This window comes from Hymenobacter psychrophilus (genome assembly GCF_900107135.1).
In the GTDB taxonomy this organism is placed as follows: Bacteria; Bacteroidota; Bacteroidia; order Cytophagales; family Hymenobacteraceae; genus Hymenobacter; species Hymenobacter psychrophilus.
On sequence record NZ_FNOV01000005.1, the window covers coordinates 322,244 to 335,259 of the forward strand.

General features: G+C 61.5%; 11 protein-coding genes. 4 read left to right on the forward strand and 7 right to left on the reverse strand.

Going from position 1 to position 13,016, the window contains the following annotated elements:
- Positions 1-177 precede the first annotated feature (177 nt).
- A complete protein-coding gene (locus BLW21_RS09805) occupies positions 178-531 on the forward strand; it encodes a HesB/IscA family protein (RefSeq protein ID WP_092739458.1) in 354 nt (117 codons plus the stop codon).
- Between the two features lie 152 nt (positions 532-683).
- Here BLW21_RS09805 and BLW21_RS09810 read toward each other — a convergent pair whose 3' ends face one another.
- The 3 genes from BLW21_RS09810 to BLW21_RS09820 all read right to left on the reverse strand — a co-directional run bounded on the left by BLW21_RS09810 (position 684) and on the right by BLW21_RS09820 (position 3,606).
- Positions 684-2,039 carry a DUF2254 domain-containing protein gene (locus BLW21_RS09810; RefSeq protein WP_092739460.1) on the reverse strand — a complete coding sequence of 452 codons (1,356 nt, stop codon included), beginning with the start codon at positions 2,037-2,039 and terminating at the stop codon, positions 684-686.
- A 61-nt stretch (positions 2,040-2,100) separates the two neighbouring features.
- Positions 2,101-2,622 (reverse strand): DUF421 domain-containing protein, encoded by a 522-nt coding sequence (locus tag BLW21_RS09815; RefSeq protein ID WP_092739462.1) that lies wholly within the window; start codon positions 2,620-2,622, stop codon positions 2,101-2,103.
- Positions 2,623-2,646: 24 nt separating this feature from the next.
- Positions 2,647-3,606 carry a mechanosensitive ion channel family protein gene (locus BLW21_RS09820; protein WP_092739464.1) on the reverse strand — a complete coding sequence of 320 codons (960 nt, stop codon included), beginning with the start codon at positions 3,604-3,606 and terminating at the stop codon, positions 2,647-2,649.
- 143 nt (positions 3,607-3,749) lie between these two features.
- Between BLW21_RS09820 and BLW21_RS09825 the strand changes: the two genes are divergently transcribed.
- Both BLW21_RS09825 and BLW21_RS09830 read left to right on the forward strand, forming a co-directional pair.
- Positions 3,750-5,981: a penicillin acylase family protein gene (locus BLW21_RS09825; RefSeq protein ID WP_092739466.1), complete on the forward strand. Its 2,232-nt coding sequence runs from the start codon at positions 3,750-3,752 to the stop codon at positions 5,979-5,981.
- 171 nt (positions 5,982-6,152) lie between these two features.
- Positions 6,153-7,727 carry a glycerol-3-phosphate dehydrogenase/oxidase gene (locus BLW21_RS09830; protein WP_092739557.1) on the forward strand — a complete coding sequence of 525 codons (1,575 nt, stop codon included), beginning with the start codon at positions 6,153-6,155 and terminating at the stop codon, positions 7,725-7,727.
- Between the two features lie 25 nt (positions 7,728-7,752).
- On the opposite strand, the gene BLW21_RS09835 is transcribed toward BLW21_RS09830, so the two are convergent.
- On the reverse strand, positions 7,753-8,391 hold the full coding sequence (locus tag BLW21_RS09835) for a hypothetical protein (RefSeq protein ID WP_092739468.1): 639 nt from the start codon (positions 8,389-8,391) through the stop codon (positions 7,753-7,755).
- A gap of 87 nt (positions 8,392-8,478) precedes the next feature.
- Between BLW21_RS09835 and BLW21_RS09840 the strand changes: the two genes are divergently transcribed.
- Complete coding sequence (locus BLW21_RS09840; RefSeq protein WP_092739470.1) at positions 8,479-9,372, forward strand: hypothetical protein; 894 nt, start codon at positions 8,479-8,481, stop codon at positions 9,370-9,372.
- A 121-nt stretch (positions 9,373-9,493) separates the two neighbouring features.
- Here the strand turns inward: BLW21_RS09840 and BLW21_RS09850 are convergent, their stop codons facing one another.
- The 3 genes from BLW21_RS09850 to BLW21_RS09860 form a co-directional block, all read right to left on the reverse strand.
- A complete protein-coding gene (locus BLW21_RS09850) occupies positions 9,494-10,363 on the reverse strand; it encodes a ChaN family lipoprotein (RefSeq protein WP_092739472.1) in 870 nt (289 codons plus the stop codon).
- 130 nt (positions 10,364-10,493) lie between these two features.
- Positions 10,494-11,879, reverse strand: a complete 1,386-nt coding sequence (locus tag BLW21_RS09855; protein WP_092739474.1) for an ABC transporter permease — start codon at positions 11,877-11,879, stop codon at positions 10,494-10,496.
- 189 nt (positions 11,880-12,068) lie between these two features.
- A complete protein-coding gene (locus tag BLW21_RS09860; RefSeq protein WP_092739476.1) occupies positions 12,069-13,013 on the reverse strand; it encodes an ABC transporter ATP-binding protein in 945 nt (314 codons plus the stop codon).
- Positions 13,014-13,016: the final 3 nt, after the last annotated feature.

Here is a 13,016-nt window from a genome sequence, read left to right on the forward strand (position 1 = left end):
CTGGGGGCGGCTTGTTGCGGGGGTAAAGATAGGGCGTGAACCGCCGGGGCCAAGCCGTTGTTGTAGCCTCAAACGCCGCCGGCCCACCATGTAGTGTGCCGGGCTGCCGTTGACGGGGCCGGGCCCCGGCTACCGCTGGCGTTGTATCTTTGCCCCCTACTTCAAACCGAACTTACTATGGCAACGGCCGTCTCTACCAAACTTGCTCCTATCAGCCTCACCCCCCGCGCGCTGGAGGAGGTTCGCAATATTCTCATTGAAAAGGCCGTACCCGGCGAGTATGGCCTGCGTGTGGGCGTGCAGGGCGGCGGCTGCTCGGGCATGAGCTACCTACTGGGCTTCGACAAGCCCAAGGAGCAGGACGAAACCTTCGACCTTGACGGGGTGCTGCTCATCATGGATAAAAAACACGCCATGTACGTGCTGGGCATGGAGGTTGACTTCCAGGACGGCCTAAACGCCCGCGGCTTCATCTTCAGCAACCCCCAGGCCAAAAGCACCTGCGGCTGCGGCTCCTCGTTCTCGTCGTAATCCATGTTTCTGGCTGACAGCTATTAGCTGCCGGCTTAGCCCTGAACGTTACCTTACCACTTCTAAAAGCCTCCCCCAGCGTATTGGGGGAGGCTTTTGCTTTCTCCGGCATACCGTAACATCAGACGGTAACTTACCTAACCACCGGCGCGCTATGAAACCTGCGGTACGGCTGGCAGCAGCGCCTTGGCCAGAAATGCCCGCACCATCCCCAGCCGGTGGCGGACCTGATTCTGCTCGTATTCGCGGGTAAGCGTAGTTTCCGTGGTGCGCTCGATCAGGTCGCACTGGCGGCGCAGCGCTTGCCGGCGCTTGTAGGAGCCCGTGCGGCGGCCAATCGTTTGGAGAGCTTTGAGCTGGCGTAGCAACACGGCCACGTTATCGTCGCCGCTGCTGCGGATCTGGTCGAAGGCCAGCTTGACGAAATCTTCGAAGTTACGGGTATGGGCAATCAGGCGTACCTGGCCGTCGGCGGCGCGCAGGGGCTGGTGCAGCTCGCGGCTGGCCAAAAAGGTCAGCATGGCCCCCAACCGATCGATGCATATAACGGCCGTGGTAGTATCGTTGATACCGGGCGACAGCGCCTTGAGGGCAATATCAACAATCTGGCGAAAGCCGAAAGCCACATCCTGCTGGTCGATGCTGCGTTGGTTGTCGATGGTGAAATAGCCGTTCAGCTGCTCTTGCTCTTCGTCGGTGGGCAGGCGGTCGGCAGCGTAATAGGCCACCGCCACCAAGGGCGTGTCGAGGGTTACGAAGTCGCCGAGGCGGTGTTCGAGCCGTATTACGGCGTCGTTTTTGGTGGCGAACTCCAGCAGCTCCTTACTGGCTACCCCCTGCATGTAGCCGGTAGCGGCGGCAGGCACCAGATGCCAGTTCTGGTCGGTGGTGCGTAGCGTTTCCTCCTCTTCTTTGTCGGCCTCCTCCCCTACCTGCTTAGGGAAGATTTTGGTCATGCTACTAATGGTTTCGTTGGCCGCTTCGGCAATAATGTTGGCCGCCTGAATAGATGTAGCAATGTGATGAATGAAGAAAATTAGCATCCCGATACTGACCAAGGCCATCAGCAAGGCAAACGACACGGCCAGCGGTGGCACGAACCCCGAATCATGGTCGCTGCTGTCGCGGATAGTGCGCAGCACAATCAGGGAGTACACAAAAATGCTCACGAAAAAGCCCATCACCACTTGGTTGGGCCGGTCGCGCATGAAATTGCGCAGGATGCGCGAGGTATACTGCCCCGATACGGTAGCCAGCGTGGAGAGCGTGAGCGAGAAAATAAGGGCCGCGACCGTAATGGCCGAGCCGGAAATCGACGAGAGCATCCCCCGGGCCCCACTGGACCCGGCCCCAAACAGCAGCGGATAGTCAGAGGTCCATTTGTTGCTGGTGCTGTTATCCAGCAGCACCAGCCCGTAGGCCAGTATCATCGATGAGATGACCATCAGCGTGGGCACAAACCACAGGCTCGCGTTGATGTTGAGCCACCAACTCTTGATTTTGTTCATGAACGAAATGAAGGAATAATGGGCGGTGGATGAGGTAATCTATAGGTGGCGCTTCGCGTTGCTACGGTTTAGGCACGTCGCTTAGGGCCGAGTGCGAGGCGTCGGGGGCTTCGTGCTGGAGGGCGTTGAGCGTACCATCGTTTTCGAGTACTACGGCGGCGGCATCGGCCAGCGAAGCAATGCCCCGCTCGCGCAGGCTGGTCAGGATTTCACCCTCCGTTACCCGCTCGGCCTTCATCACAGCGTGCAGAAACCGGCCCTGGTACACGAGCAAGGTGGGTTCGGCCTTTACCAGCTTATCCACGGCCGAGTAGCGCACCGACAACCAGGTAATGCCATATTGCAGACCAATGAGCAGACCCATACCTAACAAGCCATCGGCCAGGGCCACGCTTTTGTTCAGCACCGTGGAAGCCAGCGTGGAACCCAAAGCCACTGTCACAATGAGGTCGAAGGCGTTCATCTTCGAGAGCGTACGCTTGCCTGAGGTGCGTAGCAGTAAAATAAGGCCCACGTAGGCCAGCACGCCAGTCACGACAATTCGAGCCAGGCTGGCCCAGCTAGTAAAAAAAGTATGTTCCATAAGCAGTTGATTGCAGGTATTCGGCTAGCCAGGCCCCAGGCTGGTACCACTTGGGTTAACCGCCGGCTTGGTGGGCCGCTTGGGGTCTTCGGGCGGGTCGGCGAGGGTGCCGGGCTCGGCCATGGCCACCTGAATGGGTACGGCCGGCATTTTGGTTGGCAGCCGTAGCTCCAGAATATCGGGCGGCAGGGCGTAGCCACCAGCCATGAGGGCCTTTTTCACCCGGTTCATCACCCGGCTGCGCAGCTCCAGCGTGGCCCGGCGGTAATCCTCGGTGTTGGTCCAGAAAAACACTTTCAGGTTCACGGTGCTGGCGGCCAGCTCATCGACCACGGCAAACGGCTCGCGCTCGATCAGCACTTCCGGCTCCTTGCGCACCTGCTCCAGAATCAGGGCAATGGCAGCAGCTACATCATCATCGTAATCAACACCCACCACAAAATCCTGGCGGATAAATCCGTCGCGGGTGTAGTTGATGAGGGGTTCCTTGAGCACGATGGCGTTGGGAATGGAGATGTCGCGGCCGTCGAAGGTGCCCATTTCAGTGGTCCGCAGGTTGAGTTTGGTAATCTGCCCAAACATATCCTGGATCTTCACCGTGTCATTCACACCAAAGGGGCGGTTGAAGGCCAGAATGATACCGGCCAGGAAGTTCTCGGCAATATCCTTGAAGGCAAAGCCCACCACGAAAGCCGACAGGCCGGCGGCGCCCAGAATGCCGCCCACCACGCCCGAGAAGCCCAGAATATTGAGCGCCAGCACCAACCCCGTCAGGACCAGCACCCAGCGACCCACCTGGGTCAGAAAGTCAGTTAGCAGCGGATCGTCGGAGTGGGCGCTGAGCTTGGCGGCCAACCAAGTGCGCAAGCGGCTGGCTCCTATCCAAACTACGCCCATTACCAAGGCCGCAATCAGCAGCCGGGGCAGCATATAGAGGAACTGCTCCCAGTAACCGTGAAGCACTTGGCTGAAATCGTCGAACATATGGGTAGCGGGATTGAGTGAACAGTTCTGTTTGTACGGGGGTGTCCGTTGTCAGTTGTCGGTTGCCAATTACCGGTTGTTGGTTATCAGTCCGTGCAACAACCGATAACCCGCAACTGGTAACTAACCACTAATTTGCGTCTATGCGCCTTCCTCTCCTCGTTTCCTTCCTGCTGCTGAGCGCCTTCGGGGCGCAGTCCCAGGCCTTTCAGCCCACCGAAATTGCCCGCTGGCAGCGGCAGGCCCGGCAGGTCACCATCACCCGCGACACCTGGGGCGTGCCCCACGTAAGCGGCCCGACGGATGCCGATGCCGTGTTTGGCCTGCTGTATGCGCAGTGCGAAGATGATTTTGCGCGCGTGGAAGCCAACTACCTCGACGCGCTGGGCCGCCGGGCCGAGGTAGAAGGCGAAGGCGCCCTTTACCACGACCTGCGCGCCCGCCTGTTCATGGACAGCACCCAGGCCATTGCGCTCTACCAGAAAAGCCCCGGCTGGTTGCGACAGTTACTGATGGCCTTCGCCGACGGCACCAACTACTACCTGCACACCCACCCCCAGACCAAGCCGCAGCTGCTGCGCCGCTTTCAGCCTTGGATGCCGCTGCTGTTCTCGGAGGGCAGCATCGGTGGCAATATCAGTGTGGTGCCGGTAGAGCGCCTGAAGGCCTTTTACAGCCCCCAGATAGCTCCCGGCACTGGCTGGCAGCCCCCGCAGCTGCCCGCCAGGGAAGACCTGCTCGACCGTTCCTCGCTGGGCTCCAACGGTTTTGCCATTGGGCCCCAGCGGAGTGCCAGCGGCCACCCGCTGCTGCTCATCAACCCGCATACCTCGTTCTACTTCCGGCCCGAGGTGCAGATGACCAGCCGGGCCGGCCTCAACGCCTACGGGGCCGTTACCTGGGGGCAGTTCTTCATCTACCAGGGCTTCAATGAGCACTGCGGCTGGATGCACACCTCCAGCTACGCCGACTCGATGGACGAGTACCTCGAAACCGTGGCCCGGCAGCCCGACGGCACCTTTGCCTACCGCTACGGTACCGAACAGCGGCCGGTGCGCCAGCAGCGCGTGCGCGTGGCCTACCGCGCCGCCGATGGCAGCACCAAGTTCCGCGAGTTCACGACCTACTACACCCACCACGGCCCGGTAGTGGGCCAGCAGCCCGACGGCAAATGGCTGACGGTGCGCATGATGGACACGCCGGTAGCGGCCCTGGAGCAGTCGTACCTGCGCACCAAGGCCACCGACTACGCCAGCTTTCAGGAGGTGATGCGCCTGAACGGCAACGCCTCGAACAACACCGTGTTTGCCGACAGCAAGGGCACCATTGCTTACTGGCACGGCAACTTCATGCCCCGGCGCGACCCGCAGTTCGACTGGAACCGGCCGGTAGATGGCAGCAACCCGAAAACCGAATGGCAGGGGCTGCATCAGGTAGAAGACATTGTGCAGGTGAAGAATCCGGCCAGCGGCTGGCTGCAGAACTGCAACGCCACGCCCTTCACGGTGGCCGGCCCCGGCAGCTCGCCCGCCCCCGCCGCCTACCCCGCCTACATGGCCCCCGATGCCGAGAACTACCGCGGCCTGAACGCCGTGCGCGTGCTGAGCCAAAAAGCGAAGTCGAAATTCACGCTCGATACGCTGCTGGCCGCCGCCCGCGACCCGCACCTGACGGCCTTCGACGAGCTGCTGCCGGCCCTGGCTGAAGCTTATCAAACCGTAGCCGACGGCCCCGACGCGCCCCAGGGCGACATCCGGGAGGCAACGGCGCTGCTGAAAGCCTGGAACCACAACTATGCGGCCACCTCGGTGGCCCAGACCGTAGCCACCTACTGGGCCGAGCGCCTGCAACGCCTGGCCCGGCCCCGGGCCAAGCCCGGTCAGCCCCTCGATCAGATGGCCATGATTCGCTTCGCCATTACCAGCACCACGGCCCCCGAAAAAGTAAACGCACTGCAGGAAACCCTCGACGAGCTGACGGCCTCCTTCGGCAACTGGCGGCAGCCCTGGGGCGAAATCAACCGCTTCCAGCGCCTCACCGGCCGCATCGATGAGGTATACGATGATAAAAAGCCCAGCCTGCCGGTGGCCTTCACGTCTTCGGCCTGGGGCTCGTTGGCGGCCTTCGGCTCGCGGGCGCGCCCCGGCACCCAGAAGCGCTACGGCGACGTGGGCAACAGCTTCGTGGCCGTAGTGGAGTTTGGCCCCCGCGTGAAGGCCCGCTCGGTGCTGGCCGGCGGCGTCAGTGGCCACCCCGATTCGCCCCACTTCACCGACCAGGCCCCCTTGTATGTGCAGCAGCAGTTCAAAGACATCTGGTTCTACCCCGAAGACATCAAGCAGCACGCCAAGCGCACCTACTCACCGGGGCAGTAGGGGTAGGGTTGGATGGCTGTGGGCCGGAATGGGACGGAGCAAAAAGAACGTCATGCTGAGCGCAGCCGAAGCATCTCTACCGCAGTGGCATATGTTTACTTTGGCGATAGAGATGCTTCGGCTGCGCTCAGCATGACGTTCTTTTCAACGCCGTACTCCACCACCTCCTCCATGTCCCACTTCCCCCGCCCTACCCTACTGGCGCAGCTCACCAGCCAGCCCGAATGGGACTTGCTCGTTATCGGGGGCGGAGCGACGGGGCTGGGCGTGGCGCTGGATGCCCTGAGCCGGGGCTACCGCACGCTGCTGCTGGAGCGCGACGATTTTGCCAAGGGCACCAGCAGCCGCAGTACTAAGCTCGTGCACGGGGGCGTGCGCTACCTGGCCCAGGGGGACATAGCGTTGGTGCGCGAAGCCCTGCACGAACGGGGCCTGCTACTGCAGAACGCACCTCATCTCGTCAGCAACCAGGAGTTTGTTATTCCTAACTACCGCTGGTGGGGTGGCCCATTTTATACCATTGGCCTGAAGCTCTACGACTGGCTGGCGGGCCGCCGCAGCTTCGGCAACTCGCGGCATCTGAGCCGCGCCGAAACGCTGCACCGCCTGGGCAACCTGCGCCGCGCCGGGTTGCGCGGGGGCGTACTCTACCACGACGGCCAGTTCGATGATGCCCGCCTAGCCGTGAACCTGGCCCAGACCATCCTCGAAACCGGCGGCACGGCGCTCAACCACTGCGCCGTAACCGGCCTGCGCCAGAATGCGGCCGGCCACCTGAATGGCGTGCAGGCCCGCGACCAGGAAACCGGCCGTACCTACGAGCTGCGGGCCAAAGTGGTAGTAAATGCCACCGGCGTGTTCGTTGATGAGGTGTTGCACCTCGATGAGCCCACGGCCCGCCCCCTGGTGCAGCCCAGCCAGGGCGTACACTTGGTGGTAAGCGCCGACTTTCTGCCCGGCCACTGCGCCCTCATGATTCCCAAAACCGACGACGGCCGGGTGCTGTTCGCCGTGCCCTGGCAGGGCCGGGTGCTGCTGGGCACCACCGACACGCCCCTGCCCGCCGCCAGCCCCGAACCCCGAGCCCAGGCGGCAGAAATCGACTTTATCCTGCGCACGGCCGGCCGCTACCTCGTTCGCGTACCCGGCCGGTCCGACGTGCTAAGCGTGTACGCCGGCCTGCGCCCCCTGGCCGCACCTACTGATGCCAGCACCAGCACCAGCACCAAGGAAATCTCGCGCAGCCACAAAATCATCGTTTCCGAAAGCGGCCTGCTTACCATTGTGGGGGGCAAGTGGACGACTTACCGCCGCATGGGCGAGGACGTGGTGGACCGCGCCATTGAGTTGGGCGGGCTGCCGCCCATGCCCAGCCGCACCGCCCACCTGCCCATCCACGGGGCCCAAACCACCCCCGACCACCACGCTCCCCTGGCCGCCTACGGCACCGATGCGCCGGCCCTGCGTCAGCTTATGCGCGAGCAGCCGGCCCTGGCCGAAAACCTCGTACCGGAGTTTGCCTTCACGCGGGCCGAAGTGGTATGGGCCGCCCGCTACGAGTTGGCTCGCACCGTGGAAGATGTGCTGGCCCGCCGGGTGCGGCTGCTGTTTCTGGATGCCCGGGCTGCTAGCCGTGCCGCGCCGGTTGTGGCCGAGCTGCTGGCCCAGGAGCTCGGCCACGATGCGGCCTGGCAGCAGCAGCAGGTGACGGAATTTACGGAATTGGCGCGGGGCTACGTGCTCTAGCATCCGGCAGCAGCAGTGCCGCCCGCTAATCCAACGCGTGCGGGTAGCCGATAATTTCGGCTTCGGCAGCCAGCTGGGCCCAGTCGGTCAGGTCGGCGTTCAGGGCCTGGGCGGTGGCTTTAGTGAGTGGCTCGTGCTGGTAGAACCGGGCCACGTCGGCCTCGTCGAGGGGTTCGCGCTCGGTTTCGTCGAGGTAGTAACCGTTGGCCCAGTCGGTGTAGGTTTCGGGGTTCAGGTCGAAGATGGCCAGCAGATCCTCCGAGCCGTCGTCCTCATCCTTGTCGACTACGCCGGTCTGCCAGCCGTGGGCGGGCGTGTACCACAGGCAGAAGCTGGTGCCAATGGAGGCCACCGGCTCGCCAAACATAAACTCCTCGAAAGCCGCCGGCAGCCCCCGCGTAAGCTGGTCTTTGGCCGGGGCTTCGTGGCCCGACAAGTAACCGTTGATGCAGCAACCCTCGGGCCGGAACAGCACAAATAACTGGTCGCCTTCGCCGTCGTTCATCTCCAGCAGCTGCTCGTCGGTGTCCCAGTGCGGGTCGTAGGTGTAGTAGCGGTACTCGGGGTCGGGCGAGTTGATGGCGTCGAGCATGGCCAGCGCCTGGCCCAGGCGTTGCAGGTCGGCGGCGGGCGGCAGGCCAGTGAGGTCGAGGGTAGAGAACATGGCAGCGGGATAAGAAAGGGCAGTAAGCGCCGGATGAAGCGCCGAAGATAGACTGCCAGTTTCTATATTGGCTGCTTCCCCCCGTCAATGCAACTTTACTCCTACTGGGCCCGCGCCACCGCCACCACGCCAAACACCGATGGCACCCCATCCAGCCTCATTGCCTACGCCGGCAGCAACAGCAGCCCGGCCGATGCCCACACCCAGGCCGAACAGCTGGCCAATGAGCGGGCCGCCCGGCTGCTCCTTGGCCAGCCAGTGGTCAGCTACACCGATGACTACCCGGCCGGGGGCGTGCCCCTGCGCGAGCACATAGTGCGCCGCCTGCCCGACAGCGGGGGCGGCCAGTTGGCGGCCATTACGCGCAACCACTACGGCAGCCTCGTGCTTAACACGGCTTGCTTTATGGTGCTCGATGTGGATGCAATTGATCTGCACCCCCTGGTACCCGGGTTGAAGTGGCAGGATTTCGTGGATTTATTTCGGAGCCTGTTCCGGCCCGCGCCCCCCTCTCCGCCGCCATTGTCGCCGCAGCAATTGCTGGAAATGCGAATGGCAGCCTGGCTGCAGCTGTATCCGGAGTGGAATTTCCGGCTCTACCGCACCCGCATGGGTTTCCGCCTGCTCGTAACCCACGCGCTGCTGGCCCCCGATTCGGCGGCGGCTCAGGAGGTATTTGCCGCCATGCGTACCGACGCTACCTACGTGCGCCTGTGCCGGCAGCAGCAGTGCTACCGGGCCCGCCTCACGCCCAAACCCTGGCGAATCGGCTGGCACCGTCCGCCCCATCCCTTCCCCTCCGATACACCTGCGCAGGAACAGCAGCAGCAAGTCTGGCAGCAGGAGTACGATGCCCGCCGCAAGGATTTCTCGGTCTGCGAACTGCTGGGCGAGTACGGCAGCGGCTCAGTCCTACCAGCCCTGCAACCCCTCATCCAACTCCACGACGAAGCCTGCCTGGGCGGCCGCAAGCTGGCGTAGTGAATAGTGAATAGTGAATAGTGAATAGTGAAAAATATCATCCAGAACGCTCATTCACTATTCACTATTCACTATTCACTATTCACTATTCACTATTCACTATTCACTATTCACTATTCACTTAATACGTCTTGGTCATATCGGCTGGCACGACCAGTATGAAATCGGCTTTTGGCTGATTATCCTTCTCCAGTTTGGCCAGCTGCTCCTGCGAAACAGTACTGATGGTAAACACCTGTAGCAGCGGGTTTTGCTGGCGCAGATAGGCCAGAATACCGTCGTGGTTGTCGGAGTGGTAGCTGCCGTTGAGGTGGAGCAGCAGGTGGCCGGCGGGGCGGGCCTGGTTCAGGAAGTAGGCCATCGTGGCATCTTTGAGGGCCTGGGCCTGGATGATGTTCTGCACCCCGGCCGCGTGGGCCGCGTCGGCCCCAAACATGGCCACCATGTTCTTGTAGCCGGGCAACTCGTAATCAACGGTTAGCGGCAACGGGGGCAACCAGGTTTTGGTGGCGGCGCTGAGCGTATCGAGGGCGGCGAGGCTGCCTTTGGCCACCAGCGAGGCGTAGCGCCGCGGCACATTGGTGCCCACCACCCGAAATTTCTGCTTTCGGGCCAGCTGCAGCAGTGGCTTGTAGTCGGTGCCGTAATTGGGCCAGGGCCGACTGGCAGCCTCGAAGGCCTGGTCGTCCAGCTCGCCGGTGGTGTACTGATCCACGAGCGGCTGCACGTCGCGCTCAAACATTTCGAGGCCCAGCACCAGCTGGCCCTGTTTCAGGCGGAGCAGGTCCTTGGTAAGCTGCAGCTGCAGCCAGTGCGCAATGGGGTCGTTGTGCTGCTCGCCAAAGAAAACCACGTCGGCGGCGGCCAGCTTCTTCAGCATAGCCTCGTAGCCCACCGGCTTACCGGCGGCAAACAGGCGGTAGGCCGGCCGGTCCTGGGCCTTTACCATTACAGGCCCGATGAGCAGTAGCAGGAGGAGGAGAATGCGCATAAATCAAAGATACACCTGCCACTGCGCCTTCTGCGAAAACACTGCGTCCTCTGCGGGAACCCAATCGTTGCGTACGTCGGGTTCCCGCAGAGGGGCGCAGAGGTAACCGCGGAGGTCCGCAGAGGTTCTACTAACCTTTATAAAACAGCCACTTCGACAGCTCTTTGTACGTGACTTTCTTGCCGTACATGAGCACGCCCACCCGGTAAATGCGGGCTGCAATCCAGACAGTGAAGATAAAGCCCGCAATCAGCAGCACGATGGAGAGGGCCAGCTGCCACACCGGCACCCCGAACGGCAGCCGGATAACCATCGCAACGGGTGAGGTAAACGGAATCATCGACATCCAGAAAGCCACCGGCCCGTCGGGGTTGCGCAGAATCACACTCAACCCAATAAGATAGCTCAGAAGCAGGGGCATGGTAATCGGGAACATGAATTGCTGGGTATCGGTCTGGTCATCCACGGCCGCCCCAATGGCCCCGAATAGCGCCCCGTAAAGCAGGTAGCCGCCTAAAAAGTACACCAAGAAGCCGAACACAATCTTGCCCAGCGGCAACCCGCGCAGGGCCTTAAACACGCTGAAACGCTCCGATACGGCGGCGGCCGGGTCGGGGGCAGCCGTAGCATCGGCCGACGCTACTTTGGCACCGCCCATCACATTGGCCGCTCGTTCGGTCCCACTGGGGTTGGCGGCGGCTTCAGTTTTGGCCGTGGCGGCCAGCTTATCGGCAAACAGGGCAGTTACGGCCGTGGTAGCGCCCAACGATAGAATTCCCCAGAGCAGAAACTGGGTGAGCCCCACGCCCGCGATACCCACAATTTTGCCCATCATCAAGTCAAATGGCTTCACCGACGAGAGCATCACCTCCATAATCCGGCTCGATTTCTCCTCGCCCACGCCGCGCATAATCTGGACCCCGTACATGAAGATGAACAAGTAAATTAGTATAGCCAGCGCGTAGGCAATGCCCGAAGTGGCCAGGGCATTGCTGTTCTTTTCCTTGCCGGTTTCGTCGAGGTTGATGCTGGCTACGTCGATATTGGTTTTCAGCGCGTCGAGCTTTTCCTGCGACAGACCCGAGGCCCGCATCTTATCTTCCGAAAACAGCTTATCGAGGGCATTTTCCACGGCCTGCTGCTTGCGGATGCTCACGTTGCCCTTGGCGTAGAGCTGCACGCCGCGCGGGGCCTCCAGGCTCAGGCCGGCCGGCAGGTACAGCAGCCCGTCGTCCTCCGATTTGAGGTAGTCCTTCTTTACCGTTTCCAGCGGGCCCTGCACGGGCTTAAACTGCATCTGCTTGGTCGATATCAGCCGGGCTCCTAAATTCTGCCCGCTCATATCGAGTACCTGCACCACGTCCTGCGTGTCGTTGTCGGAAGTCGCAATCTTAACGATGAAAAAGCCGAACGCGGCCACAATCAGCGGCACAAGCAGCGTCATAATCAGGAAGCTGCGTTTTTTTACCCGGGTCAGGTATTCACGCTGCGCAATAAGCCAGAAGTTGGAAGGCATAGTTTTTTGAGCTGTTAGCTAGTAGCTGATGGCTATTCGCTTTCGTTTTGGTTGATAGTCAATTATGCTAAAAGCAACATGTAGTGCGTAACTCTTCGCGCACAGCTGCTCCGGTGTGGTTTCTTGCAAATGCCTGTAGAAAAAAGCTGCCAGCTACCAGCTGTCAGCTAGTGGCCAACAGCCCATCCCTTATGCTACGGGCACTTCTTCTACCAGCGTTTCGGGCATGGTTTCGCGCACCCGGCGGATGAAAATTTCGTTGATGCTCGGAATCAGCTCGCGGAAAGCCTGCACCTCCACGTTGCCGATGAGGTAGCGCAGCAAGTCGTTGGGCGTGGCGCCGGCATGCAGACGGATGATATCGTGGAAATGGCCGTTTTCGCGCTCATGATGCTCCAGTACCTCAAAATCTGGGTGTACCACCATCAGCCGGCCTTTGCCCTCTACCGAGTAGGTCTGGGTCCGGAAGGTGTCTTTCACGGTGCTTACCGGCCCGTCGAGCACCTTGCGCGAGCGGTTGATGAGGGCGATGTTGTCGCACATTTCCTCCACCGATTCCATGCGGTGGGTGGCCAGGATGATGGTCGCGCCCTTGTCGCGCAGGGCCAGAATTTCGTCCTTGATGAGGTTGGCGTTGATGGGGTCGAAGCCCGAAAACGGCTCGTCGAGAATGATAATGCTGGGCTCGTGGAGCACGGTGGCAATAAACTGCACCTTCTGCTGCATGCCTTTGCTCAGGTCCTCCACGTTCTTCTCCACCCAAGGCGTCAAATCGAAGCGCTGCACCCAGGCCTTGATGCGCTGGGTGGCATCGGTGCGGCTCAGGCCCTTGAGGCGGGCCAGGTACAGCAGCTGCTCGCCTACTTTCATCTTCTTATACAGGCCGCGCTCCTCGGGCAGATAGCCGATTTCGGCAATGTGCCGGGGGGCCAGCTTCTCGCCCCGGATGCGGATTTCGCCCGCGTCGGCCCCGGTTATCTGGGTGATGATGCGGATGAGCGAGGTTTTGCCGGCACCGTTGGGCCCGAGCAGTCCATAAATACTCCGGTCCGGAATTTCCAGACTTACATCGTTCAGGGCGACGTGCTCGCCGTAGGTTTTGCGCACGTTCAGGGCTTCAAGGACAGGTTGCACAGT